Annotated in this window: 25 protein-coding genes, 1 tRNA gene and 1 riboswitch; of the genes, 18 read left to right on the top strand and 8 right to left on the bottom strand. The window is 63.8% G+C overall.

The features are described 5' to 3' along the window. Positions 1–6: 6 nt before the first annotated feature. Positions 7–86, bottom strand: a riboswitch (S-adenosyl-L-homocysteine riboswitch). Positions 87–102: 16 nt separating this feature from the next. Continuing rightward, the gene (gene metK / locus M0534_RS09855) at positions 103–1,266 is read right to left on the bottom strand and encodes a methionine adenosyltransferase (RefSeq protein WP_248568257.1); all 1,164 of its coding nucleotides are present in this window, start codon (positions 1,264–1,266) and stop codon (positions 103–105) included. A 320-nt stretch (positions 1,267–1,586) separates the two neighbouring features. On the opposite strand from metK, the gene tkt reads away from it, so the two are divergent. From tkt to M0534_RS09840, 3 genes are read left to right on the top strand one after another with little or no spacing between them, the layout of a single operon-like run. Next, positions 1,587–3,587 carry a transketolase gene (gene tkt, locus M0534_RS09850; RefSeq protein ID WP_248568256.1) on the top strand — a complete coding sequence of 667 codons (2,001 nt, stop codon included), beginning with the start codon at positions 1,587–1,589 and terminating at the stop codon, positions 3,585–3,587. 10 nt (positions 3,588–3,597) lie between these two features. After that, positions 3,598–4,611, top strand: a complete 1,014-nt coding sequence (locus M0534_RS09845) for a type I glyceraldehyde-3-phosphate dehydrogenase (RefSeq protein WP_248568255.1) — start codon at positions 3,598–3,600, stop codon at positions 4,609–4,611. 32 nt (positions 4,612–4,643) lie between these two features. Continuing rightward, positions 4,644–5,822, top strand: a complete 1,179-nt coding sequence (locus M0534_RS09840; protein WP_248568254.1) for a phosphoglycerate kinase — start codon at positions 4,644–4,646, stop codon at positions 5,820–5,822. Positions 5,823–5,898: 76 nt separating this feature from the next. On the opposite strand, the gene M0534_RS09835 is transcribed toward M0534_RS09840, so the two are convergent. The 5 genes from M0534_RS09835 to M0534_RS09815 are packed head-to-tail and all read right to left on the bottom strand — an operon-like array spanning position 5,899 to position 11,966. Beyond that, a complete protein-coding gene (locus M0534_RS09835; protein ID WP_248568253.1) occupies positions 5,899–7,257 on the bottom strand; it encodes a hypothetical protein in 1,359 nt (452 codons plus the stop codon). 49 nt (positions 7,258–7,306) lie between these two features. Further along, a complete protein-coding gene (locus M0534_RS09830) occupies positions 7,307–8,647 on the bottom strand; it encodes an MFS transporter (protein ID WP_248568252.1) in 1,341 nt (446 codons plus the stop codon). Beyond that, positions 8,644–9,882: an SAM-dependent methyltransferase gene (locus M0534_RS09825; RefSeq protein WP_248568251.1), complete on the bottom strand. Its 1,239-nt coding sequence runs from the start codon at positions 9,880–9,882 to the stop codon at positions 8,644–8,646. The genes M0534_RS09830 and M0534_RS09825 overlap by 4 nt, the downstream gene beginning before the upstream one ends. Next, positions 9,882–10,640, bottom strand: coding sequence for a DUF1365 domain-containing protein (locus M0534_RS09820; RefSeq protein WP_248568250.1), 759 nt, complete (start codon positions 10,638–10,640; stop codon positions 9,882–9,884). The genes M0534_RS09825 and M0534_RS09820 overlap by 1 nt, the downstream gene beginning before the upstream one ends. 3 nt (positions 10,641–10,643) lie before the next feature. Further along, the gene (locus M0534_RS09815; RefSeq protein WP_248568249.1) at positions 10,644–11,966 is read right to left on the bottom strand and encodes an NAD(P)/FAD-dependent oxidoreductase; all 1,323 of its coding nucleotides are present in this window, start codon (positions 11,964–11,966) and stop codon (positions 10,644–10,646) included. Between the two features lie 274 nt (positions 11,967–12,240). Between M0534_RS09815 and M0534_RS09810 the strand changes: the two genes are divergently transcribed. From M0534_RS09810 to trpC, 7 genes are all read left to right on the top strand, one after another. Then, positions 12,241–12,840, top strand: a complete 600-nt coding sequence (locus M0534_RS09810) for a TetR/AcrR family transcriptional regulator (RefSeq protein WP_248568248.1) — start codon at positions 12,241–12,243, stop codon at positions 12,838–12,840. A gap of 112 nt (positions 12,841–12,952) precedes the next feature. Continuing rightward, positions 12,953–13,420, top strand: coding sequence for a CopD family protein (locus M0534_RS09805; RefSeq protein ID WP_248568247.1), 468 nt, complete (start codon positions 12,953–12,955; stop codon positions 13,418–13,420). 44 nt (positions 13,421–13,464) lie between these two features. Next, positions 13,465–14,139, top strand: a complete 675-nt coding sequence (locus M0534_RS09800) for a phosphoglycolate phosphatase (RefSeq protein WP_248568246.1) — start codon at positions 13,465–13,467, stop codon at positions 14,137–14,139. 74 nt (positions 14,140–14,213) lie between these two features. Next, positions 14,214–15,704: an anthranilate synthase component I gene (gene trpE, locus M0534_RS09795; protein ID WP_248568245.1), complete on the top strand. Its 1,491-nt coding sequence runs from the start codon at positions 14,214–14,216 to the stop codon at positions 15,702–15,704. A gap of 24 nt (positions 15,705–15,728) precedes the next feature. Continuing rightward, complete coding sequence (locus M0534_RS09790; protein WP_248568244.1) at positions 15,729–16,337, top strand: anthranilate synthase component II; 609 nt, start codon at positions 15,729–15,731, stop codon at positions 16,335–16,337. A gap of 39 nt (positions 16,338–16,376) precedes the next feature. After that, on the top strand, positions 16,377–17,402 hold the full coding sequence (trpD, locus tag M0534_RS09785; protein WP_248568243.1) for an anthranilate phosphoribosyltransferase: 1,026 nt from the start codon (positions 16,377–16,379) through the stop codon (positions 17,400–17,402). 7 nt (positions 17,403–17,409) lie between these two features. Next, positions 17,410–18,219, top strand: a complete 810-nt coding sequence (trpC, locus tag M0534_RS09780) for an indole-3-glycerol phosphate synthase TrpC (RefSeq protein ID WP_248568242.1) — start codon at positions 17,410–17,412, stop codon at positions 18,217–18,219. 47 nt (positions 18,220–18,266) lie between these two features. Here the strand turns inward: trpC and crp are convergent, their stop codons facing one another. Beyond that, positions 18,267–18,911, bottom strand: a complete 645-nt coding sequence (gene crp, locus M0534_RS09775) for a cAMP-activated global transcriptional regulator CRP (protein WP_248568241.1) — start codon at positions 18,909–18,911, stop codon at positions 18,267–18,269. Between the two features lie 234 nt (positions 18,912–19,145). Here crp and M0534_RS09770 point away from each other — a divergent pair, with 234 nt between their 5' ends. The 6 genes from M0534_RS09770 (at position 19,146) to M0534_RS09745 (ending at position 22,093) form a co-directional block, all read left to right on the top strand. Further along, positions 19,146–19,562 carry an OsmC family protein gene (locus M0534_RS09770; protein ID WP_248568240.1) on the top strand — a complete coding sequence of 139 codons (417 nt, stop codon included), beginning with the start codon at positions 19,146–19,148 and terminating at the stop codon, positions 19,560–19,562. A gap of 63 nt (positions 19,563–19,625) precedes the next feature. Then, positions 19,626–20,456 carry an adenosylmethionine decarboxylase gene (gene speD, locus M0534_RS09765; RefSeq protein ID WP_428348690.1) on the top strand — a complete coding sequence of 277 codons (831 nt, stop codon included), beginning with the start codon at positions 19,626–19,628 and terminating at the stop codon, positions 20,454–20,456. 288 nt (positions 20,457–20,744) lie between these two features. Further along, positions 20,745–21,059: a (2Fe-2S) ferredoxin domain-containing protein gene (locus M0534_RS09760; RefSeq protein WP_248568238.1), complete on the top strand. Its 315-nt coding sequence runs from the start codon at positions 20,745–20,747 to the stop codon at positions 21,057–21,059. Between the two features lie 97 nt (positions 21,060–21,156). After that, positions 21,157–21,585, top strand: a complete 429-nt coding sequence (gene rplM, locus M0534_RS09755) for a 50S ribosomal protein L13 (protein WP_248568237.1) — start codon at positions 21,157–21,159, stop codon at positions 21,583–21,585. A gap of 32 nt (positions 21,586–21,617) precedes the next feature. After that, on the top strand, positions 21,618–22,010 hold the full coding sequence (gene rpsI, locus M0534_RS09750; protein ID WP_248568236.1) for a 30S ribosomal protein S9: 393 nt from the start codon (positions 21,618–21,620) through the stop codon (positions 22,008–22,010). A 9-nt stretch (positions 22,011–22,019) separates the two neighbouring features. Beyond that, positions 22,020–22,093: transfer RNA gene (locus M0534_RS09745), tRNA-Gln, on the top strand. A 748-nt stretch (positions 22,094–22,841) separates the two neighbouring features. Here M0534_RS09745 and M0534_RS09740 read toward each other — a convergent pair. Further along, positions 22,842–23,726, bottom strand: a complete 885-nt coding sequence (locus M0534_RS09740) for a sirohydrochlorin chelatase (RefSeq protein WP_248568235.1) — start codon at positions 23,724–23,726, stop codon at positions 22,842–22,844. Between the two features lie 248 nt (positions 23,727–23,974). Here M0534_RS09740 and M0534_RS09735 point away from each other — a divergent pair, with 248 nt between their 5' ends. Together M0534_RS09735 and M0534_RS09730 are read left to right on the top strand one after the other, a co-directional pair. Continuing rightward, on the top strand, positions 23,975–25,000 hold the full coding sequence (locus M0534_RS09735) for an AAA family ATPase (RefSeq protein ID WP_248568234.1): 1,026 nt from the start codon (positions 23,975–23,977) through the stop codon (positions 24,998–25,000). After that, positions 24,997–25,857: a DUF58 domain-containing protein gene (locus tag M0534_RS09730; protein WP_248568233.1), complete on the top strand. Its 861-nt coding sequence runs from the start codon at positions 24,997–24,999 to the stop codon at positions 25,855–25,857. The genes M0534_RS09735 and M0534_RS09730 overlap by 4 nt, the downstream gene beginning before the upstream one ends. The last annotated feature ends 1 nt before the right edge of the window (position 25,858 follow it).

The raw sequence follows: 25,858 nt of genomic DNA, 5'->3' as shown, positions 1-25,858 counted from the left end.
CCCCGCATTCGCTGAGCGCCGTTCAATTAAGGGTGGTGAGGGCCAAGCCTGGCAGGGAGACTCCCGTTGCAGCGCTCCTCGGCCTTCACCGAAAGATCGTGTTCAGGCGGCGGCTGCGATCCGCAGGGCCTCGGCACGATCGGTTCGCTCCCAGGTGAACTGATCACCGTTGCGGCCGAAATGACCATAAGCCGCGGTTGGGGAATAGATCGGGCGCAGCAGATCCAGCATCGTGATAATGCCCCAGGGCTTGAGATCGAAGTGCTCACGCACCAGCACCTCGATCTGGCGGTCGTCGATCTCGCCGGTGCCGAAGGTATCGACCATGATCGAGGTGGGTTCTGCCACACCGATGGCATAGGACACCTGGACCTCGCATTTCCGTGCCAGGCCGGCAGCAACGACGTTCTTGGCCACATAGCGGCAGGCATACGCGGCAGAGCGGTCCACCTTGGACGGGTCCTTGCCCGAGAATGCGCCGCCACCATGGCGGGCCATGCCGCCATAGGTATCGACGATGATCTTGCGGCCGGTCAGACCGCAGTCGCCCATCGGCCCGCCGACCACGAAACGGCCGGTCGGGTTGACCAGGTAGCGTGTGTCCGCGGTGATCCACTCTTCCGGCAGGACCGGCTTGATGATCTGCTCTATCACCGCCTGGCGGATCTCGGCGTCCTTGGCAGAATCCGCATGCTGGGTCGACAGGACGACGGTGTCGACGGCGAAGGGCCGGCCGTCGCGGTAACGCAGCGTCACCTGGCTCTTGGCGTCCGGCCGCAGCCATGCCAGTTCACCGCTGGCGCGCAGCTCCGATTGCCGCTGTACCAGCCGGTGCGCGTAGGTGATTGCCGCCGGCATCAGTACATCGGTTTCGTCGCAGGCGTAGCCGAACATCAGGCCCTGGTCGCCGGCACCCTGTTCCTCGGGGGAATTGCGGTCGACGCCCTGGTTGATGTCCATGGACTGCTTGCCAAGCGCGTTGATGAAGGCGCAGGTCTCCCAGTCGAAGCCCATTGACGAGTCGGTATAGCCGATTCGCTTCACGGTATCCCGGGCAATGGACTCGAAGTCCACATTCACGTGGTCCGCCACTTTGATCTCGCCGGCCAGCAGTATCATGCCGGTCTTGGTCAGGGTCTCGCAGGCCACGCGGGCGTTCGGATCCTGATACAGAATTGCGTCCAGCACCGCATCGGAAATCTGGTCCGCCATCTTGTCCGGATGCCCGGCGGACACCGATTCCGAGGTAAAGAGAAACTCGCTCAACCGTCTGCCTCCTCCAACCGTGGGCGACGTCCGCAAAAGACTGTCAAGTGTAAGGTCTCGCCGTGAAATTTCCAGTCCGTTGACGTCGCTCGCCGCGGTCGGTTCCGCCCGGATTATGCTCGCGGCGAGCAACACTTATATATGCCGGCTTGCTGCTGCACCCAAACTTAGAGAAAATTGCCGACTTTTCACGGCACCGATCGGGGCAGTCGTCCGTCGCAGTGCGAGGTTTTCAAAGGGGTCGCCAGAGCTCCGCAACCCGGCGGACACAGTTGTGGTGCGCGCCCAGAATTCTGAATCCAGAGAGGAGTAGTCGACTCATGACGTCGCGTAAAGACCTGGCGAACGCCATCCGAGCATTGAGTATGGACGCGGTGCAGAAGGCCAATTCGGGGCACCCTGGTGCGCCGATGGGGATGGCCGAAATCGCGGAAATGCTGTGGAACGATTATCTGCGCCACAACCCGCGCAACCCGGACTGGGTCGATCGTGATCGCTTCGTCCTCTCCAACGGCCACGGTTCCATGCTGATCTACAGCCTGCTGCATCTCAGCGGCTATGACCTGCCGATGGAAGAACTGAAGAACTTCCGTCAGCTGCATGCCAAGACTGCAGGTCACCCGGAGCACGGCTATGCCCCGGGTATCGAGACCACCACCGGCCCGCTGGGTCAGGGGCTGGCCAATGCCGTCGGCATGGCGCTGGCGGAAAAGGTGCTGGCAAGCCAGTTCAACCGCCCGGATCATGCCGTGGTCGATCATCGCACCTGGTGCTTCATCGGCGACGGCTGCCTGATGGAAGGTGTGTCCCACGAGGCCTGCTCGCTGGCCGGCACGCTGGGTCTGGGCAAGCTCACGGTGTTCTACGATGACAACGGCATCTCCATTGACGGTGAGGTAGAGGGCTGGTTTACCGACAATACGCCGGAGCGCTTCCGGGCCTACGGTTGGCACGTGGTTGAGAATGTCGACGGCCATGACAGCGAGGCGGTCAGGAAGGCGATCGAAGAAGCCCGGTCGGTCACGGACAAGCCGAGCATGATCTGCTGCAAGACCGTGATCGGCATGGGCTCGCCGAACAAGGCGGGTACCCATGGCGTGCACGGTGCGGCATTGGGCGATGACGAAGTGGCGGCGACCCGCGAGGCCATCGGCTGGCATCATCCACCGTTCGAGGTGCCGGACGAGATCTACCAGGGCTGGAATGCGGTCGAGGCCGGCAAGGCCGCCGAGGATGCCTGGAACGAAACCTTCGCCGCCTACCAGAAGGCACACCCGGAGCTGGCCGCCGAATTCCAGCGCCGGATGCGCGGCGATCTGCCCGCGGACTTCGCCGCTGCCGCCGACAAGCTGCTGCGTGAAGCCAACGACAAGGCGGAGAAAGTCGCGACCCGCAAGGCCTCGCAGTCCGTGATCGAAGGCTTCGGTCCGGTGCTGCCGGAATTCCTCGGTGGCTCGGCGGACCTGACCGGTTCCAACAACACCAACTGGTCCGGCAGCAAGGTCATCAGCACCAGCGAGGCCGGCGGCAACTACATCCACTATGGCGTGCGCGAGTTCGGTATGACCGCGGTGATGAACGGCGTTGCCCTGCATCGTGGTCTGCTGCCCTATGGCGGCACCTTCCTGGTGTTCTCCGACTACGCCCGCAACGCCGTGCGCATGGCTGCCCTGATGAAGCAGCGCGTGGTGCTGGTCTATACCCATGATTCCATCGGTCTGGGTGAAGACGGTCCGACCCACCAGCCGGTGGAGCATGTGCCGAGCCTGCGGATGATTCCGAACATGCACGTCTGGCGGCCCTGCGACGTGGTCGAGACCGTTGCCGCATGGCGTGCCGGTATCGAGCGCCAGGATGGCCCGACCTCGCTGGTTCTGACCCGTCAGGGTCTGCCGCATCAGCCCCGGGACGAGGCGCAGCTCGCCGACGTGGTCCGGGGCGGTTACGTGCTGAAGGATTGCGACGGCGAGCCGGAGTTGCTGCTGATCGCCACCGGTTCGGAAGTGGAACTGGCGGTCAATGCCTGGCAGGAGCTGACTGACGCCGGCGTCAAGGTGCGCGTTGCCTCCATGCCCTGCCTCGAGGTGTTCGAGCAGCAGGATGCGGCCTACCGCGAGTCGGTGCTGCCGAAGGCGGTCGGCAAGCGGCTCGCCATCGAAGCCGCGCACGTCGACGGCTGGCACAAGTATGTCGGCCTGGACGGCGATGTGGTGGGCATGAGCAGCTACGGCGAGTCGGCGCCGGCCGGTGATCTGTTCAAGCACTTCGGCTTTACCACCGAAAACGTCGTGAAGCGGGCGAAGGCCCTGCTGCAGGGCTGATCCGCGGCGCATGCTCCGCGTCGCCATCAATGGCTACGGGCGTATCGGCCGCTGTGTGCTGCGCGCCCTGCATGAACGTGGCGACGCGGACCGGATCCAGGTGGTGGCGATCAACGAGCCCCAGGATCTGGCCAGCATGGCCTACCTGAGCCAGTTCGACTCCACCCATGGCCGGTTTCCCGGCCAGGTGAAGGAGGACGGCACGGCATTGTCGGTGAATGGCCGCCGGATTCGCGTGTTTCACGCCACCGAGCCCGAGGATGTGGACTGGGCGGCCTTGCGTATCGATCTGTTGCTGGAATGTTCCGGCAGTTTCGGTGACCGGACCACCGCCGAGCGCTACCAGGCCGCAGGGTGTCCCCGCTTGCTGCTTTCGCAGCCGATGAATACCCGCGAGGACACGGACATCACCGTGGTGATGGGGGTCAACGAGGAGGCGATCCCCGCGGCGGCGAGGCTGGTGTCGAACGCGTCCTGCACGACCAACTGTGTGGTGCCGCTACTGCAGTTGCTGCACCGGGCGCTGGGGGTCGAGGCAGCCGGTATTTCCACGCTGCATTCGGCGATGAACGACCAGCCCCTGCTGGACGGCTATCATCGCAGCGACCTGCGCCGCACCCGCTCGGCGATGCACTCGGTGATTCCGGTGTCCACCGAACTGGCGCGCGGGGTCGAGCGGTTGTTGCCAGAACTGGAGGGACGGATCCACGCACGGCATCTGCGGGTGCCGACGATGAATGTCTCGGTCATGGAGCTGAATCTGCTGCTGGCCCGCGACACCGACGAGGCGGAAGTCAACGCGATTCTGAAGGCGGGATGCAATCGGGTGCTGGGTTGGACCGACCTGCCGCATGCGTCCTGCGACTTCAATCATGACACCCGGTCCAGCATCGTCGACCTGACCCAGACCCGGGTCAGTGGCGGACGTCTGCTGACCGTAATGGCCTGGTTCGACAACGAATGGGCCTTCGCCTGCCGCATGCTCGAGGTGGCGGATCGCTGGGCGGCCCGATTTCAGCACTGACCGATTTCAAGAAACCTGTAAGGAGACAGATCATGGCAACGATTTTGCGCATGACCGACCTGGATCTGAAGGGCAAGCGCGTCCTGATCCGCGAAGACCTGAACGTGCCGGTGAAAAACGGCCAGATCGGCGACGACACCCGTATTCGTGCCTCGCTGCCAACCATTCAGGCGGCACTGGATGGCGGCGCCCGGGTCATGCTGATGAGTCACCTCGGCCGTCCCGAGGAGGGTCAGTTCGACCCGGAGGCCTCGCTGGCACCGGTGGCCAAGCACCTGGAAGGCCTGCTGGGCCAGCCTGTCCGGGTGGTGGCCGACTGGCTGGATGGCGTCGAGGTTGGCGAAGGCGAAGTGGTGATGTGCGAGAACGTGCGCTTCAACGCCGGCGAGAAAAAGGACGACGAGGCCCTGTCGAAAAAGATGGCGGCGCTCTGTGACGTTTACGTCATGGACGCCTTCGGCACCGCCCACCGTGCCCAGGCCTCGACCCACGGCGTGGCCCGGTTTGCGCCGGTGGCCTGCGCCGGCCCGCTGCTGGCAGCCGAGCTGGATGCGCTGGGCAAGGCGCTAGAGGAACCGAAGCGGCCAATGACGGCAATCGTGGGCGGATCGAAGGTCTCGACCAAGCTGACCGTGCTGGAATCCCTGGCCGGTGTGGTCGATCAGTTGATCGTCGGTGGCGGTATTGCCAACACCTTCATCGCCGCCGCCGGCTATCCGGTGGGTAAATCCCTGTACGAGGCGGATCTGGTGGACGAGGCCAGGCGCCTGATGGAGCAGGCCCGGGCCAAGGGTGGCGAGATTCCGGTGCCGGTGGATGTGGTTACGGCCAAGGAGTTTTCCGAGGACGCCGCTGCTGAAACCAAGGCGGTGGCCGATGTGGCCGACGATGACCTGATCCTGGACATCGGCCCTGAAACTGCGCGCATCTACGCTGAACGGCTGAAGGAAGCCGGTACCATTGTCTGGAATGGCCCGGTGGGCGTGTTCGAGATCGATCAGTTCGGAGCGGGCACCAAGGCGCTGGCCCAGGCCATTGCCGAAAGTCCGGCGTTTTCCATCGCAGGTGGTGGCGACACGCTGGCGGCCGTTGCCAAGTACGGCATCGGCGATCAGGTGTCCTATATCTCCACCGGCGGCGGTGCCTTCCTCGAGTTTCTCGAGGGCAAGACCCTGCCCGCGGTCAAGGTGCTGAGCGACCGCGCCGGCTAGGGCTAGGACGGAAAGCCAGCCAAGAAAAAACCCCGCATAAGCGGGGTTTTTTTATGCTGAGTCTGCCGGAGGCCGCCTATCCTTGCGGAATCAGCACCGACTCCGACGCCGGTCCCTGGCCATCCAGCAGCCGGACCCTGGCGCGATCCTCGTCTTCCAGGTCGGTGACCTCGACCACACCGATGGCGGGTCCCCGCAACCAGCTCCGCGGCTGACCCTCGGGTCCGCGAATTAGCCGGCCGGGCTGGTGCACCCGCAGTTGTTGTCCGGCGGTCAGCCCGGAGGCGCGCCCTGCATTGATGATCCAGCGCTCCTCGGCGGCGGCATCCACAGGCCGTGCGAACCAGGGCATGCGACGTGCCTGTTCCAGCGAGTCGCGGAGCACGTTCTCCCCCAATTCCTCCAGGGATCGGGCCGAGACGCGGCCGCTGGGCGTACCCGGCGCCAGCCGGCGTTCACTCATCGCACCCTGCATCTCCAGGTCATGGTTACGCACGGCAACGCGCTGGTCATCCGTGACACGGACTTCGATCAGCATGCGCAGGCCCAGATCGCGCCGCAGCGTTTCCGCACAGGCACTCGCGTTCTCGATACTGCACCCGGCCCGCTCGACGGCATCACGCGTCCGGCGATCACTGATCAGGCGAATCGGCATATCCAGCGCCGCCGCTTTGAAGGCGGTCTCCAACCGGTCCCGGTCCTCTCCGCTGAGAATCACACCGACGCGGGTGCGTGGCCCGCGTGCATCACTGCGCTCGGTTTCCCGCAGCCGTTCGTCCCAGGCCGCGCGCTCCCTTTGTTCCAGTTCCTCGCGCAGCGCGGCAATCCGTTCCTCGCGCTCCGATTGCTGCATGCGGCGCTCACCACCCCGGCTCGTTGTTGTGGACTGGTAACGCTCGCGCTGAACCTGCTGGAAGTCCCGAGTGCCGCCGTTGTCACCGCCGGGTACAACGAGGCCGCGCAGGGCCTGCAGGAAGCCGCGGTCATCCTCACCGGCCTCCAGCATGGCCAGCTCCATTTCCAGTTCACGGATTTCCTGGTCGCGGCTATCCATGGCCGCCGGATCCCACTCCTGGCGCTGATCCCGTTGCCGCCGTTCCGGTGCCGGGCCGCTGCCGTAATTCTCCTGGCGCGCAGGTCCGCCGCCGCCCCGGCGCTGGCGTTCCCGCTCCTGGTAGGTCATGGGTCGCTCACCGCCGCGGTCGCTGCTGAATAGGCCACGGAGCCCGGAGAACCAGCCGCCGCTCTCGTCCTCGGCCTCGCGATCGCCGAGCGCGTTCTGCTGCATTTCCTGGGTGGGGTAGCGGGCCTGCGGCTCCGCCGCCTCTTGCTCGGCATTACGATCGGACGATGCACAAGCACCGAGAAGTGCCGCGCAGGCGAGCAGTCCGGGCAGTGCGATCAGGTGTCGGGACACGGTAAAAACCCTCGTCATGACGATGGGCGCTCCTTCGAGAAAACGCCGGTTCTCCAAACCCTGCAGTCTAGCGTATGAGACCCGGCCCAGTCTCGTCGACCTGTTCCAGCTCGCGGACCTGCTGCTGCCAGTGCTGCTGGGTTTCGCGATCCACCGGAAAGCTCCACATCAGCCAGACGGCGGCCAGCTTGAACGGAATTGGCGCCAACCCGTACAGCAGCGCCAGGGCCAGCAGCCCGTCGGGTTCACTGGCGCCGGCGTCGAACCCGCTCAGCGACAGTAGCGGAAACGCGAGGCCAACGGCCAATGCCAGGGCCAGTTTGGTGGCCATGCCCCAGAGGCCGAAGAACAGCCCGGTGCGCTGGCCGCCTCCCCGGGCCGTGTCACGGTCCACCAGGTCTGCCTGGATGGACGCCGGTAGCGCCATGTCGATGCCGAGGCTCAGCCCGGACATCAGGCAGATCCCCAGGAACGGCCAGATGTCACCCGCGCCGAGCAGCGGCACCCAGGCGAAAATCATCGCAGCCCAGAGCATGGAGCATGCCCAGGCGCGGTGCTTGCCGATCCGGCGCGCAAGCCACAACCACAACGGAATCCCGGCCAGGCCGGCGGCGAAATAGGTAATCAGCATGACGCCGGCCCAGTCGTCGGCAACCAGCACGTGCTGGGCGAACAGCAGGAACAGCGTGGCAGGCAGGGCGTTGGCCATGCCGTTCAGGATGTAGGCCACCAGCAGGCGGAAGAACGGCCTGTTTTCCTTCAGTAACAGGAGGCCCTCACGCCAGGGTACCGGTGGCAACAGGTTGCGCGGTTCCGGAACCAGCAGCAGGGTCGCGCCCAGCGCCAGCGGAACGCTGATCCAGAGCATGCCGGCAAGCCAGGCGAGGGATTCGCCGGGGCTGCCATCCGGCACCATGATCGCTGGCAGGGCAATGGCCAGCAGCATGCCGACGATGACGAATCCCTCGCGGCTGCCGGCGATGCTGGATCGCTGGTCGTAATCCGGAGACAGTTCCGCACCCCAGGCCGTGTAGGGCAGGGCAACAAGCGTCCACGCCAGGTAGACCAGAAAGCTCCAGCCCAGCAGGTGCAGCATGCCAGCGCCGTCCGGCGGCCGGAAGAGCTGGTCGACTGCCAGCAACAACAATGGTGTGCCGATCAGGATCAGGGTCTTGCGTCGGCCCAGCCGGTTGTCCAGGCGATCACCGATGGCACCGACCAGCGGATCGGTAACCACGTCCCACAAGCGGGCCGCAAGCAGGATGACACCCACCGCGGCGATGCCCACGGTCTCGGCATAGAACGGCGGCAGGAAGACATACAACGGTATCCCGAGCACCGCCAAAGGCAGCCCGGGCAGGCCGTAGAAGAAAACGGTCCTGCGCTTTACCGGGGTGGTGGCGGTCAAGCCTCGTGTCCGGGTGTCGTGATCAGGGCGGTCTGCATCAGGTCGATACGACCGGTCCGGAAGCCGGCCTCGCAGTAGGCCAGGTAGTAGCGCCACATGCGGCGGAATCGTTCGTCGAAGCCAAGCAGCTGTATCCGGTGCCAGGCCATGTTGAACCGTTCGTGCCAGCGGTGCAGCGTGGCCGCATAGTGCCGGCCGTGGAACTGGGTTTCCGCAAGATCCAGCCCCAGCCGCTGGACGATGGTACGAAGCTCCGAAACCGTTGGCAGCATGCCGCCGGGGAAGATATAGCGCTGGATGAAGTCGGGATTCAGGCGGTAGCGTTCGAAGAATTCTGCATCCATGGTGATGATCTGGAGGGCGGCGCGGCCACCCGGTTTCAACCGCTTGCGCAGGCACTCGAAGAAGGTCTGCCAGTAGTCCCGGCCCACCGCCTCGAACATCTCTATCGAGACCACGTGGTCGAACTGACCCTCGACATCCCGGTAATCCTGCAAGCGGAGCCGGACCAGATGCGACAGGCCCGCCCGTTCGATCCGGCGGCGGGCGAAGTCCAGTTGCTCCCGTGACAGCGTGATGCCGGTGACCCTTGCCCCACGTCGGGCGGCGGCCTCCGCGAGACCGCCCCAGCCGCAGCCGATTTCCAGGATGTGCTGGCCGGCCTGCAGGTCGAGACGCTCCAGGATGGAACCGTACTTGCGTTGCTGCGCCTGCTCCAGGTCCTCGTCCTGCCGGTCGAACAGTGCCGCGGAGTAGGTCATGCCGGGATCGAGCCATTCCTGGTAGAAATCGTTGCCGATGTCATAGTGGGCGGCGATGTTGCGTCGGCTGCCGCGCCGGGTGTTGCGTCGGCGCCGATGGACCAGCCCTGTGACAATGCGGGCCAGCAGCCGGGGCTCGCCGAGCCGTCCGAAACAGTGCTCGTTGGCAGCCATCAGGGTCAGGAAATCCGACAGCTCGTCGGTTTCCCAGTCGCCGGCGAGGAAGGCGTCATCCAGCCCCAGGCCGCCGCTGGTCGCCAGGCGCCAGACCAGCCGACCGGGCCGATGTACCATGATTCGCGCCTTCGGGCCGGACTTGGCGCCCTGGTGCAGGTAGCGGCTGCCGTCGCCCATGCGGACATCCAGCTCGCCGTGTTCGATGCGCGACAGCGCGCGGTTCAGCAGGCGCCCATGCCAGCTGCGAGAGGGCCTAAACGCAAGTTGACCGCGTTCGGCAGTGCGCTCGGCATCCATCAGCTGATCTCCTGTTGCGGAGGTTGTGGTTTCGAGTGATAGCGGGCGCCTCGCAGCCAGAGCTTCAGGGCCTGCCAGTGAATGCTGGCGATTACCTTCAGGCTGCTGAACGGCTGGCGCAGTGCCAGCCGTAGCAACTCGCGATCATTTAGCGGGCGATGTCGGCCGTGCTGGCCGGCAAGTAGCTGGACGGTTTCGTTACTGATCAGGCGGATCCCGATGCGCACGCGGTCCGCCGGAGGCTGGATGCTGAACTCGTAGCGGCCCTGGACAGGGAAAAACGGCGACACGTGAAACTGCTTGTTCGCCGCGGAGCGAACGGTTGCTGCCAGCGGTTCGCCTCGCTGGTGCAGCAGGTAGCCATGGTGTTCGCCGAAGGTGTTGCGCACCTCGCAAAGCACGGCCCGCAGGCTGCCGTCTGCATGGTGGCAATACCAGCTGCTCAACGGATTGAAACCGTATCCCAGCGTGCGCGGCATGCAGAGAAGCCGGACGCTGCCGCCCTGCAGATGAATTCCCGCTCCGCGCAGAATCCGGTCGATCCAGGGGCGCAGGGGTGAGCCGTCGCGCGGGCCATGGTCCCGGTCATGGAACGAGAACAGGTTGAATCGGTTCCGAGATAGCAGCCTGGTCGCGGACAGGTCGCGGTCGAGCTGATCAATGTCCAGCAGCAGAGCGAAGTGACGGTAGCGAAAATGCAGCCGTGGCTTCACCAGGCGCCGGTGCATGACGCTGCCGATGTATAACGCCGCTGTCACGACTCAGGAGGTCTCCATCTGCACGTCAGCCGGTTCCCGATGCGGCTTGGCGGCAGCAAGATTCGGGTTGGACTGCCACGGCGGATGGATGTCGAACGCGGCTGCCACCTCGACCGCCGAACGCAGCGCGTCCTCGTGGAAGCCATAGCCCCGGTAGCTACCGCAAAACCAGATCCGGTCCTGTCCCTGGATCTGCGGCAGCATCTCCTGGGCCCGCATTGCGGTCATATCAAAGACCGGGTGATCGTAGTCCATACGACGGAAGACCAAGGCTTCCGCAGGGGGTTCCGGCGGGTTGAGCGTGACGAACCACTGCTGGTTCGTCTGCAGCTCCTGCAGTCGGTTCATCCAGTAACTGACACAGGCCTGGGACTGCCCGTTGCCGGCCAGGTAGTTCCACGAAGACCAGACACGCCCGGAGCTGGGCATGAGCCCCGGGTCCCGGTGCAGCCAGGCCTCGTTGCGCTGATAACGGATGCTGCCCAGCAGCTTTGCCTCCCAGAACCCGGGCTCTTCGATCATCGCCAGGGCCTGGTCGGCGTGGCTGGCGAGGACCACCTGGTCGTATTCGCCAAGGGATCCCTGGTCGCCGAACAGTTCCACCGCGCCAGCCTTGCGCCGAACCCGCCGTACCGGGGTATTGCAATGGCTGCCGCCGCTGATTGCCGGGCGCATGCGCCGCACGTACTCGCGTGATCCGTTGAGCACTGTTTGCCACTGGGGTCGGTTGCGTAAGTCGATCAGGCCGTGATTGTCGAAGAAGTGCAGGAAACGGCGGGCCGGGAAGTCCAGCATCGTATCGGGAGGGCAGGACCAGATCGCCGCCGCCATCGGCAGCAGGTAGTGGTCGCGCAGGGCCGACCCCGCACCGATTTCTCGCAGGAACTCTCCGAGTGACATGGCGTCGCCGCCCCGCATCCGCAGAAACCGCTTGCCCGCACGATTGAACCGGAGGATATCCAGCGTCATCGCGATAAAGCCCGGGTTCAACAGGTTGCGGCGCTGGGCGAACAGGCTGTTGAGGTTGTCGCCCGCCCACTCCAGGCCGCTGCGACGGTCACTGAAGCCGAACGACATGTCGCTGGATCGGGTGACGACGCCGAGCGTCTGCAAAAGCCCCGTCAGGTGCGGATAATTGCGTTCGTTGAAGACGATGAAACCCGTGTCGACGGCCACCGGCGTCGAACCCGGTCCCGGGACATCAACGGTGTTCGAATGACCGCCGATGTAATCATTCGCTTCGAAAAGCATGACCTCGTGACGCCTGCTCAGTAGCCAGGCTGCCGAAAGTCCCGAGATTCCTCCGCCGACCACCGCAATACGCATCGCCTAATACCGTATTAATATTTGTACAGGGAATGTACATCATTTGGCATGCACTGCAAGCACTGATTTCGTCTGCGGTACGGCGTTCGGCGCCGACTGGATGCGGCGGGATAATCGCCGACGATGGTAGGCTTCAACAGTAAAGAACCTTTGAACCGTTTTACGCGCCCCCGGGTTGCGAGGCTTGGGGGAAGAGGCCTTGTCCGGACCGGATCGAACCGAACACCGGGCCCGGCCGCAGAGCGGCGGTGTGAGGCAACCAGGTGAGGCACCAGTGAGCGCAGCCAGAAGTACCCGCAAACGGATTCTCGATGCGGCCGCGGAACTGTTTCAGCGCCGCGGTTTCAGCGGTTTCAGCTATCAGCATATTGCCGCCCAGTTGGGGGTGCGCAATGCCGCGATTCATTACCATTTCCCGAGCAAGGCAGATCTTGGGGTTGCCTTGCTCAGTCGCTATCGGGACAGCTTCCGCTGGTGGACCGAGCAGGTCGAGCGGCAGGGGCTGACGCCGGCGCAGAAAGTGGCGAGATTTCTGGAACTGGAAAGCCGGTACTGCCTGGAAGGCAAGGTCTGTCCGCTAGGGGTGGTCTGCGTCGAGTTCGAGAACGTTACGCAGGCGGTTCAGGCCGAGGCGGCCGGCCTGGCAGCTGACCTGGAGACCTGGCTCGCGGCAGTGCTTGAGGAGGGGCGTCGCGCGCAGGATATCCGTCTGGAGGGCGCCAGTCGGGCGGTAGCAGTCGCGATTCTTGCCCAGCTGCAGGGCGGCCTGCAGCTGGCACGATTGCGCGGCAGCCGGCATTTCCAGGACGTACTGCAGCAGGTGCGTGACGGGCTCGGAATCAGTTCCGCCGGTTTGCTGGTCGCCGCAAGTTGATGGGCGGTAGTCCAGTGAGTCCGCCCGCCATGCTATTCTTCGCGCCCTCGGGATCGCTTGCCGCTGGTTCGGCGGCGGTCCGGCCATTGTTCGATTCGAGGAGTGCGCTGCCGTGCTAAGCCTTGCCAGTCTCCTGCATGTGCTGTTTGCCGTCATCTGGGTTGGCGGCATGTTCTTCGCGTGGATCATTCTGCGGCCGGTTGCGGCCAGTGTGCTCGAGGCCCCGGAGCGGCTCATGCTCTGGCGTCGCGTTCTCGCCAAGTTCTTCGTCTGGGTCTGGAAGGCGAGTTTGATCATGACGCTGACCGGCTACTGGCTCGGTTTCGGCATCTGGCAGACGATGGCCAACTGGCCGACCCATGTGCATGTCATGCATGGCTTGAGCTGGATCATGGTTGTGCTGTTCCTGGTCGCGTTCTTCCTGCCGTTCCGTGCCCTGCGTGATGCCGTGGACCGGCAGGATTGGCAGGCCGGCGGTAATGCCCTGGCCATGTTGCGCAAGCTGGTCGGCGCGAATCTGCTGCTCGGCATCGTCGTGGTCGTGGTCGCCAGCGGCGGCCGCTTCGGATTGCTGGGCTGAGCCCGCCGGGCTTGCACCATAGACCTGTTTTTCGAGGAATTCGCATGAAGGGAATCACGACCCTGCTGTTTGATCTTGACGGCACGCTGGTGGACTCGGCACCTGACATCGCCGTGGCCATGGACAAGGCGCTGCTTGCCATGGGGCGTGAGTCGCGTGGCGAGGCCCTGGCGCGGAAATGGATTGGCAATGGTGCGCAGAAACTGATGGATCGTGCCCTGACAGGCACCATGGACGGTATGCCGCCAGAGGCCGATCGGCAACGCGCCCTGGCGCTGTTCCTGGAGGCCTACCGGGAGGCGCTCTGCGTTCGCAGCGTGCTCTACCCCGGGGTTCGCGAGTGTGTCGACCAGCTCCATGCCGAGGGCTATCGCCTGGGATGCGTGACCAACAAGCCGGAGGACTTGTCCCGTGATCTGTTGCGAGAGATCGGTCTCGGCCCCGAGCTGATTCCGGTGGTGGTCGGTGGCGACAGCCTGCCGCAGAAGAAACCGGATCCGGCGCCGTTGCGGCATGCGATGCAGGCACTGGGAGCGACTGCCGAACAGACCCTGATGGTGGGTGACTCGATTACCGACATCCGCGCCGCGGCCAATGCCGGGACCGCGATTGCCTGTGTCAGCTATGGCTACAATCCGACTGGCAACATCCGCGAGTGTGGTGTGCCGGTGATCGACAAGCTGACCGAGCTGCAACAGATACTGCGCGAGGCGGCCTGACAGGCGAGCCCGGTCCGCGGAAATCGACATCGGTCGGTGCCCGCGGCGGCCGGCAAGCCGCGACGGTAGTTCCTATGGATAAACAGGCTTTCGATGCGCTGGCCGAGGCCGGCTACAACCGCATTCCGGTCATCCGCGAGGTGCTGGCGGATCTGGATACGCCGCTCAGCACCTACCTGAAGCTGGCGGACGGCCCGTATTCGTTTCTGCTGGAGTCTGTCCAGGGCGGCGAGAAATGGGGCCGTTACTCGATCATCGGGTTGCCGGCGCGAACCGTGGTGCGGGTCATGGACCATCGGGTCACCGTGCACCGCGATGGCGTTGCCGAATTTGATCAGCGGCTGGATGACCCGTTGCAGTGGCTGGAGGCCTACCAGGCCAGCTACAAGGTGGCCGAGCCGCCCGGCTTCGACCACCTGCCACGTTTCATCGGTGGCCTTGCCGGCTATTTTGGCTACGACACGATCCGCTACATCGAGCCTCGGCTGGCGCAGCGCGGTCAGCCCGATGAGCTCGGTGTGCCCGATATCCTGATGATGGTGGCCGACGAGGTGCTGGTGTTCGATAACCTCGGCGGCCGGCTGTATCTGGTGGTCAATGTCGATCCACGGCAGGACGCTGCCCTGCAGCAGGCCACGGCACGCCTTGACCAGCTGGTGCGCACCCTGCGCCAGGGGAATGGCGGCGACTACCGGGTGCCACATGCCCCGCGGCAGGTTGACGAGACGGATTTCCGCTTCGGCTTTCCGCAGGCGGATTTCGAGGCCGCCGTCAGCCGCATTCGTGACTACATCATCGACGGTGACGCCATGCAGGTGGTGCCGTCCCAGCGCATGACGGCCGACTACACGGCGCCGCCGCTGGACCTGTATCGGGCGCTACGCTGCACCAATCCCTCGCCGTACATGTTCTACCTCAATCTGGACGAGTTTCATGTGGTGGGCTCCTCGCCGGAAATCCTGGTCCGTGTCGAGGACGGCGAGGTCACGTTGCGGCCCATCGCCGGCACCCGTCGGCGGGGTGCCAACGAGGCGGAGGATCAGGCCCTGGAGGCCGAGCTGCTGGCCGACCCGAAGGAACTGGCCGAGCACCTGATGCTGATCGATCTGGGTCGCAATGACGTCGGCCGGGTCAGCGAAACCGGGTCGGTGCGGGTCACGGACCAGATGACCATCGAGCGTTACTCCCACGTCATGCATATCGTTTCCAATGTCACCGGCCGGTTGCGGTCCGGCTTGTCGCCGCTGGACGTGCTGCGTGCGACCTTCCCCGCCGGCACGCTGTCCGGGGCGCCCAAGATCCGTGCGCTGGAGATTATCGACGAGGTGGAGCCGACACGCCGCGGCATCTATTCGGGTGCCATCGGCTACTGGTCCTGGAGCGGCAACATGGATACCGCCATCGCCATTCGCACCGCGGTCATCAAGGATGGCCAGGTGCACGTGCAGGCGGGGGCCGGTGTGGTGTATGACTCGGTGCCCAATGCGGAGTGGGAAGAGACGCTCAGCAAGGGGCGGGCGCTGTTCCGTGCCGTCGCCATGGCGGAACGCGGACTGGACGACTGAGCTGCAGGCGAGGAGAGGACCGGCATGCTGCTGATGATCGACAATTACGACTCGTTTACCTACAACCTGGTGCAGTACTTCGGTGAGCTGGGTGCCGACGTCCGGGTCTTCCGCAATGACGCCATCGGTATCCATGAGATCGAGAAGCTGGGCCCGGAGCGGATCGTGCTGTCGCCGGGCCCCTGTACCCCCAACGAGGCCGGCGTTTCGCTGGATGTGGTGCGGCATTTCGCCGGGCGGGTGCCGCTGCTCGGGGTCTGTCTCGGTCATCAGGCAATTGGTCAGGCGTTTGGTGGTCAGGTGGTGCATGCCGGCCGGGTCATGCACGGCAAGGTTTCCGACATCCATCACAAGGATGTGGGCGTGTTTCGAGGACTGCCCAATCCGATGACGGCGACCCGTTATCATTCGCTGGTGGTCGCCGCCGACAGCCTGCCCGATTGCCTTGAGGTCACCGCCTGGACCCGCAATCCGGACGGCAGCCAGGAGGAAATCATGGGTTTCCGGCATCGCCAACTGGATGTGGAAGGCGTGCAGTTTCATCCGGAATCGATCCTGACCACCGACGGTCATGCACTGCTCGCAAATTTCCTCGGGCCACGTGACCGGCAGCCCAACGTGGTCGCCGGCTGAGATCGGTAGACAAACCCAGCAGACAGGCAGGTAGATGCGATGGATATGCAAACCGCGATTCGCTCGGTCGTCGACAGCCGCGATCTAAGCGTGGACGACATGGCTTCGGTCATGCGCACGATCATGACCGGCGAGGCGACCCCGGCCCAGATCGGCGGCTTTCTGGTCGGTCTGCGGATGAAGGGCGAGACCGTCGACGAGATTACCGCTGCCGCCCGGGTGATGCGTGAGCTGGCGACTGCCGTGCCGGTATCGACGGACCATCTGGTGGATACCTGTGGTACCGGAGGCGATGCCTCGGGTACGTTCAATGTCTCCACCGCCACCGCCTTCGTGGTCGCAGCCGCTGGCGGCCGGGTGGCGAAGCACGGCAACCGCTCCGTGTCGAGTTCCTCCGGTAGCGCCGATCTGCTCGAGGCGGCCGGGGCGCGGCTGGACTTGGATGTGCCCCAGGTTGCCGAAAGCGTCGAGCAGGTCGGCGTGGGGTTCCTGTTCGCGCCGCTTTACCACTCGGCCATGAGGTACGCCATCGGCCCACGAAAGGAGATGGCGGTGCGCACCATTTTCAACGTGCTGGGTCCGCTGACCAACCCGGCGGGGGCACCCAATCAGTTGCTGGGCGTTTTTTCCCCCAGTCTGGTGTTGCCGATCGCCAGCGTGCTGCAGCAGCTTGGCAGCCGGCATGTGATGGTGGTCCACGCCGAGGATGGTCTGGACGAGATCACCATCAGTGGAGAGACCCAGGTCGCCGAGTTGCGCGATGGTGTGATCCGCGAATACACCATTCGCCCCGAGGATTTCGGCATGACCCGCGTGGGCCTCGATGCGGTGCGGGTGAAAGACGCGCAGCACAGTCTCGCGATGATTCGTACCGCGTTCTCGGGTGAGCCGGGGCCTGCCAGCGACATGATCGCGCTCAATGGCGGTGCCGCGATCTATCTTGCAGGCCTTGCCGAGTCGCTGGCCGACGGTGTGCTGCGCGCCCAGAAAATCCTGCACTCCGGGGGTGCCGCCGAAAAACTCGCCCAGTTCGTTGCCTTCTCGCAGTCGCAGCCCAAGGCCTGAGGTTTTTATGGACCTGCAACCCGATACCCCGGATGTCCTCAAGCGCATACTTGGTCGCAAGGCCGAGGAAGTGGCCGCCAACTCGCAGGCGTTGGATCTCAAAACCCTGCGCAACGAAGCCCGTTCCGCGCCACCGGCCCGTGGTTTTCGCAGTGCGTTGAAACGCGCCGTCGATCAGGGCGAGGCGGCGGTAATTGCCGAGATCAAGAAGGCCTCGCCGTCCAAGGGCGTGATTCGCGAGAACTTCGACCCGGCAGCGATCGCCCGCAGCTACGAGAAGGGCGGCGCCAGCTGCCTGTCGGTGCTGACCGATCGCGATTTCTTCCAGGGGCATGACCTCTACCTGCAGCAGGCCCGGCAGGCCTGCCAATTACCGGTGCTGCGGAAGGACTTCATGATCGACGCCTACCAGGTCTGGGAGGCGCGCATGCTCGGTGCCGACTGTATCCTTTTGATCGTGGCGGCCCTCAGTGACGACCGCATGGCGGAACTCGATGGCCTGGCACGGGAGCTGGGCATGGATGTGCTGGTCGAAGTGCATGATGAGGCCGAGCTGGAGCGGGCGCTGGTGCTGGAGCCGGACCTGCTCGGCATCAACAACCGAAACCTGCGCACCTTCGATACCGATGTCGGGACGACGTTGCGGCTGTTGCCCCGGGTGCCGGCGGGAACGCTGCTGGTCACCGAAAGCGGGCTTGCCACCCGGGAAGAGGTGGCCACGATGCGCAAGGCCGGTGTGCACGGCTTCCTGATCGGAGAAAGCTTCATGCGCGCCGACGAGCCGGGCCACAAGTTGGAAGAACTGTTTAAAGTCTAATGTTTTAGGTTTTAAGCTGTTGACGTAAAACGTAAAACGTAAAAACGCTAGCGCGTATTGAAGATCACCATCGTCTTGCCGGACACCGAGATCAGTTCCCGTTCCTCAAGATCCTTCAGCACCCGCCCCACCATCTCGCGGGAGCAGCCGACGATGCGGCCGAGTTCCTGCCGGGTGATGCGGATCTGCATGCCGTCGGGATGGGTCATGGCATCCGGTTCGCGGCACAGGTCAAGCAGCGTGCGGGCGACCCGGCCGGTGACATCAAGGAACGCCAGATCACTGACCTTGCGACTGGTGCGTTTCAGCCGTTCCGCCATTTGCGCAGCGAGGCAGAACACGATCTCCGGATCTGCGTGCGCAAGCTGCTGGAACTTGCTGTAGCTGATTTCCGCCACCTCGCAGGCCGTCCGTGTCCGCACCCAGGCACTGCGAATGGTTTCCTGCGCAAACAGGCCCAGTTCGCCGAAGAAATCACCGGCGTTCAGGTAGGCAAGCACGATTTCGTGCCCATTCTCGTCTTCCATGACGACACTGACCGAGCCTTCAACGATGTAATACAGCGCGTCCGATGCGTCGCCGGCGAAGATGATGCCGTTGCGCGCGGGATAGCGTCGTCTGTGGCAGTGCTTGAGAAGTGCTTCGATTGTGTCCTGGTAAGGTCGCTTGGCGGAACCCACGACTTTGTCCATCGATTCGCATCCTTCGACGACTGATCTTCCTATGGGGACATGCCAGCGCCCGTGATGCAAGTTTCCAATCGCCTCGCGCCGCCGGGCCGGTTTTGCTGCGCTGCAAAAGCGACGTTTCCCCGGCGAGGCACAGTGATTATAATGCCAGCCCTTTTTTGTAACCGTCATTGATGCGGCAGGCGGATGCCGGCTGCCTGCGGCGGGGCGGTCCGGAACATCAATCGGGAGGTGCCAGTGCACGCCACCGTCAAATGGCTCGGTGAGGCCAGCTTCGAAGGAACCGCCGACAGTGGACACACGGTCGTCATGGACGGCCCGCCGGATGCCGGAGGCCGGAATCGCGGTACCCGTCCGATGGAGATGTTGTTGCTGGGGCTCGGCGGATGTACCGCATTCGACGTGGTGTATATCCTGCAACGGGGGCGGCATCCGGTCAGTGATTGTCAGGTCGAGGTGCAGGCGAAGCGCGCTGAAACCCCGCCCAAGGTCTTCACCGACATTCATCTGGTCTACCACGTCAGTGGTGAAGGCCTGAGTGAGGCGGCGGTCGCGCGGGCCGTGCGGCTGTCGGCAGAGAAGTACTGCTCGGCCTCGATCATGCTCGGCAAGGCAGCGAACCTGACGCACGAATACGTGCTCGAACAACGCTGAGGAATTCCATCATGCGTTCGCCGCGATCACGCGGCGCGTGAGTCGGGGGAGGGCTCGCTTTTGGTGCAATGGGACACGCTCAGGCTTCACGGTTTCAACAATCTGACCAAGTCGTTGAGCTTCAACATCTATGATGTGTGCTATGCGCGCAGCGCCGGCCAGCGTCAGGCGTACATCGATTACATTGACGAGGTCTACAATGCGGAGCGCCTGACCCAGATCCTGACCCAGGTGGCGAATATCATCGGCGCCAATGTGCTGAACATTGCTCGCCAGGACTACGACCCGCAGGGCGCCAGCGTCACGATCCTGATTGCCGAGGAAGAAACCGTGCCCAGCGAGGAGATCGGCGAGGCGGCCCCGGGCCCATTGCCGGATATCGTGCTGGCGCATCTCGACAAGAGCCACATTACGGTTCATACCTATCCGGAGACGCATCCGGACCACGGCGTCAGCACATTCCGGGCGGATATCGATGTCTCCACCTGTGGTGTCATCTCGCCGCTGAAGGCGCTGAACTTCCTGATCCACTCCTTCGATTCCGACATCGTCACGATGGACTATCGGGTGCGCGGCTTTACCCGTGACGTCGAGGGTCACAAGCACTTCATCGATCACGAGATCAATTCCATCCAGAACTACCTGTCCCAGGACACCAAGGAGCAGTACCACACCATCGATGTGAACGTGTATCAGGAGAACATGTTTCACACCAAGATGCTGCTCAAGGAACCACGGCTGTCGAACTACCTGTTCGGCGAGTCCGCGGAACAGGTGTCCGACGCCGAAAAACAGGAGATCCGGCGCAAGTTGCGAAGGGAAATGGCGGAAATCTTCTACGGCCGGAATGTGCAGCCCGGTCAGGAAGTCTCGCTTGGGCTCGAATTCCGCTAGGGAAACACTGATTTATTCCCGCGTCTGCGCCCGAGACCGGTTTTGGTCATCTGGCAAGGCGCGGTGCCGGTTCGGTAGCCTGAGCTACCGGGCCGGTGACGCAACACAGCCAGGGGCCAAAACCGGCCGGGCCCTTCGGGTTGGGCCGCATTTTTCCCGAATGCTGTGTTGCGCTGCTTGACCGCAGAATCACTGCGGCGCTGCGCAGCGCGCCTTGCCTCGGAAAAAATGCGGACTCCAACGCAGGCGTGCGAATAGATCAGTGTTTCCCTAGGGAGCGTCGACTTCATGGCCTATTACAAGCACCATGTATTTTTCTGTACCAACTGCCGGGACGGTGAGCGCGAGTGCTGCGCCGACAAGGGTGCCGCCGAGGCGCGGGCGTACGTCAAGTCGCGGGTCAAGGAACTGGGCCTGAATGGTCCAGGGAAGGTCCGGATCAACAATGCTGGTTGCCTGGATCGGTGCGAGGACGGGCCGGTCGTCGTGATCTATCCGGACGAGGTCTGGTACACCTATGTGGATCGCGAGGACCTGGATGAAATCATCGAAGGGCATCTGCTTGGCGGGCAGGTCGTCAGGCGGCTCCTGATTGGGCAATAAGGGTTCGGCGGATGCGCTTGAAGGGGCTGTACCTTTCGGGTACTATCCGCAGCCTTCGCAATTCGGAGCACGCGCTCCCACACGGTGGACGATTTACATGAAGACCTTTAGCGCGAAACCGGCCGACGTCGAGCGAGACTGGTACGTGGTTGATGCCGACGGCAAGACGCTTGGTCGTCTGTCCTCGGAGATTGCCCATCGCCTGCGTGGCAAGCACAAGCCCGAGTACACCCCGCATGTGGATACCGGCGACTACATCGTCGTGGTCAACGCGGACAAGCTTCGTGTCACCGGCCGCAAGGCCAGCGACAAGATGTATTACCGGCACACGGGTTACATCGGCAACCTGAAAAGCATCAATTTCCAGGGCCTGCAGGCGTCCAAGCCTGGCGAAGCCCTGCAGATTGCCGTCAAGGGCATGCTGCCGAAAGGTCCGCTTGGTCGTTCCATGCTGAAAAAGCTGAAGATCTACGCCGGCGTCGAGCACCGCCACGCCGCCCAGCAGCCCAAGGCGCTTGAACTCTGAGCCGAGCCGATAACCACCTGGACGGATTGAACATGGCAGAACAGCATTATTACGGTACCGGACGCCGCAAGACCTCGGCAGCTCGCGTCTTTCTGCGGGCCGGTGGCGGACGGATCACGATCAACGGCAAGTCGATTGACGACTATTTCGGTCGCGAGACCTCGCGCATGGTCGTGCGTCAGCCGCTGGAACTGGTCGAGGCGACCGACAAGTTCGATGTCGATGTCACCGTCTCCGGTGGCGGCCCCAGCGGCCAGGCCGGCGCCATCCGCCACGGCATCACGCGCGCACTGATGGAATACGACGGTGAGCTGCGTGGCAGCCTGCGCCGGGCCGGCTTCGTCACTCGTGACGCCCGCATGGTCGAGCGCAAGAAGATCGGCCTGCACAAGGCCCGCCGCGCCACCCAGTTCTCCAAGCGCTAAACCGCTTATTGGGGGATCGTCTAGCGGTAGGACTACGGACTCTGACTCCGTCAACCCAGGTTCGAATCCTGGTCCCCCAGCCAACAAGAAACCGGGGCCCCCAGCGGGGGTCCCGGTTTTTTGTTGGGTAGAAGATGCCAGGGTTCGAACCTGGAAGGTTCGAGCGCGTAGCGCAGCGAAGCCAACGCAGGAGCGGCAGCGACTGCGGCCCCAAAGGGGTGAGGCCCGAAGGGCCGAATAATCCTGGTCCCCCAGCCAACTGGGCCGAGGTGATACGTATTGCACCGCCGCGCCCGAGACCGGTTTTGGTCATCTGGCAAGGCGCGGTGCCGGTTCGGTAGCCATAGCTACCGGGCCGGTGACGCAACGCCGCCAGGGGCCAAAACCGGCCGGGCCCTCCGGGTTGGGCCGCATTTTCCCCGAGTCCGTGTTGCGCTGCTTGACCGCAGAATGACTGCGGCGCTGCGCAGCGCGCCTTGCCTCGGAAAAAATGCGGACTCCAACGCGGCGGTGCAATACGTATCACCTCGGCCCGTGCGGGGCCCCCAACGGGGGTCCCGGTTTTTTGTTGGGTAGAAGATGCCCAGGGTTCGAACCTGGAAGGTTCAACACCCAGGCAGGGCCGTAGGGCGGATCAAGCGCAGCGGATCCGCGCGGTGTGATCCCTTGGCGGAGTGGTACGGGGCAGTGGAAGTTTTTTCCTGGCCCTGGTGGGCCGAAGGCACGTCAGGCCAGGAAAAAGCTTCCACTGGCCCCAGGGCGATCGAGTCTTGCACCTGCTGAAAGGGCCATCGACGGCCGCGTTCTTGCGGCACACGTTCCCTCGCGGCGTTATTTGCCATTCGGCTGATTCTTCGCCGGTTTGCGATCAGGCGGCAGATCCAGCAGGTAACGGCGACCGGTCAGGGCGTCCTGAAGACGGTCGGCGAGAATCTCGACGATGCGCGGGTCCTCGCCGGCCAGGGCCGTCATCGCCGTCGATAATCCGGGGTTGCGGTCCCTTGCTGCCGCGCAGATCGCGTGCACATCGCCTTCCTCGCCGGCGTGGCGCCCCGGGGACAGGAACAGCATGGACAGGATGACCAGGCCGCTATTGAAGCCGGGCCGGTCCAGCAGATTCTCCAGCAGTGGTTCGTTGAACCGGTAACTGTCGCCTTCGCGCCGTTCCATTGAGGCCGGTGTCAGCCGCGCGACTTCGTCGCCCAGCAGGGCTGCCAGTTGGCCCGCGAGCACATTGCGTACCGCGCTGACCTCCGGGATCGGGCTGCCGTGATCCACCAGCGCCACCGAGGGGGGGTCACCGCCAGTCAGGTGTTGCCGCACGCCATCGCACAGGATCTCCGCCAGCCGCAGGTCCAACGCGCCTTCCAAATCCACCAGCGGCGCCGCCACACGAACCGCAAGCTCCGGCCACTCCTGCTGGATCTGCCCGAGTCGTCGGGGCAGGTAATCGGTCAGTGCCTTGCTCGGCCCGAAGAAGAAGGGCACCACCACCACGTCGTTGACGCCGGCCCGCGCGGCGCGGCTGACCTGCGGAGCCAGTGTCGGCGCAGGCGTTCCGTCGAGATCAGCCGCCGGGATCTTGTGGGAATGCAACAGCGAGGCTGGAGTTATTTCCAACGCCGTTTGTTCGCCGAGAAGCCGTGCCACCCGGCGCAGGTTGAAAGTCGCCGCCGGTTGGAGTGATCCGTTATCTACCAAAAAAATGGCGCGCATGTCTGTCCTGTTGCAGTCCCTTGAATCAAGCCGATTCTCACGGATTGTCGCAGCCGGTTAAAGTCGGGACTGCGGCGGAAAGGGCTTGGCGTGTACTGTTTTTGTCTAGGAGTTGGAAAAGAAAGTTCGTTGGATGGTATAAGTACATCTGGCGCTGGAAAATGCGCGCTAAATTGCTGCGTTGCAATAGGTTTTTCCGGCGGACGCGCGCGTACCGCACATCGATATCGCTGTCAGGACAGTCTTGCATGGATTACAAAGCATTTTCGGAGCTGGATAACTGGCGCGAAGCGGCGCTCGCGTTGGAAATGGATATTCGGAATACCGTTGTCGGACAGGCGCGGGCCATCCGTCTGCTGCTGGTTGCGCTTTTCGCGCGTGGCCATGTTCTTCTCGAAGGTGATGTGGGGGTTGGCAAGACGACGCTGCTGCGTGCCTTGTCCAAGGGCATCGGTGGCGGTTACCAGCGGCTGGAAGGCACCATTGACCTGTTGCCGCACGACCTGATCTATCACACCTATCTGGATGAAAACGGCCAGCCCCGGGTTGATCCGGGTCCGCTGCTGCGGCACGGCGAGGATCTGGCGGTGTTCTTCTTCAATGAGGTCAACCGGGCCCGACCCCAGGTCCACTCGCTGATGCTGCGGGTCATGGAGGAACGGACCCTCACCGCGTTCAACCGAGAGCACCGCTTCCCGCACCTGCAGGTGTTTGCCGACAGGAACCGCGTCGAGAAAGAAGAAACTTTCGAACTGCCGTCGGCGGCCCGGGACCGTTTCCTGATGGAAATCAATATCCAGCCGCCGGACTCCGACGAGGACCGTCGCGCGCTGATGTTCGACAGTCGCTTTCATGATGTGGACCGTTTGATCGATCAAGTGCCGACCGGGCGCTTGCCCTATGATCAGTTGGCTGCGCTGGCGCCGCAGATCCAGCAGGCCGTGACCGTCAGCGAGACGCTGCAGGATTACGGCCTGCGGTTGTGGCAGGCGACCCGCGATCCGGGCGCAGCCGGCGTGGATCTGGCAGACGTCGATATGAATTCGCTGATGGTTGCCGGCGCCAGCCCGCGTGGGGTCAGCCTGCTGATTCGGGCAGCCCGGGTCGCTGCCTGGCTGTCCGGGCGCGATTACGTCCTGCCGGACGACGTGCGTGAAATCTTTCCCGAAGTGATGACTCACCGCCTGTTCTTCACGCCGGCCTATGAACGGCGACGCAATGTGCTGGGTCCGGAGCTGAGCGAGGCCATCCTGCAGACGGTGCCTTCACCATGACTAGCGGCTGGCAACGGGCTGCAAGTCGGGAGTTCGACTACCGGCCCGGGTTTCGGCCAAGAGGCCTGATGCCAGGGGCGCACAAGGGTCTGGCGGCGGGTGCCGGCCATGAATTGCGTGATCGCGTATCTTTGCTTGAGCATCCGGACCCCCGCCGCCTGGCGTTGCGTTCCAGCGTGCAGGATCCCTTCAACCAGCTGCACGTTCATGTGTTCAACCAGCACAGCCGTATTCCGGTGCAGGTGTTGCTTGACGCGTCGGCTTCAATGGGTGGCCGCGGGCTGGAGAGGAAATGGGCCTTGACCCTGGATTTTATCGAGGCCCTGGCTTTTTCCGCCTGGCGGTTCGGCGATCAACTGGGTCTGGCGACCACGCCGGTGCTGGGCGAACCGCTCACGGCAACCCGCAGCGAGTCTCTGGTCCAGAGCACGCTGCAGCGCTTGCGAGAGACGCTGCCACAGGCTGCCACGCCGCCGGATTTCGACGGCCTGGCCCATGCCTTGCCGGCAACTCCGGGCATGGTTTTCCTGGTTTCCGATTTTCACCTGCCGGTCCGGGATCTCGAGCCGGCATTGGCCACGCTAACCGCGATGCATGATGTCGTGCCGATCGTGGTCTGGAACGAGGCTGAAATGGTGCCGCGCCGACGCTTCGGTTTCATGCTCGCGCGCGACGCGGAGACAGGTCGGGAACGGCACATCTGGGTGCGTCCCGGGCTTGCGCGCAAGCTCCAACTCGCCGCCGAAGAGCGCCGGCAAGCACTGCTCCGCCTGTTCCGGAGCTTCGGGCTGGAGCCCTTTTTCCTTGAAGGACGGGTCGATTCGAGCCGTCTAAACGCCTATTTCGCGGATCGTTAGC

Origin of the sequence: Methylonatrum kenyense (genome assembly GCF_023195885.1) — a bacterium.
GTDB classification, from domain to species: Bacteria; Pseudomonadota; Gammaproteobacteria; order Nitrococcales; family Aquisalimonadaceae; genus Methylonatrum; species Methylonatrum kenyense.
The sequence above is the reverse complement of the archived record's forward strand: the minus strand, read 5'-3'. Positions and strand labels throughout refer to the sequence as shown.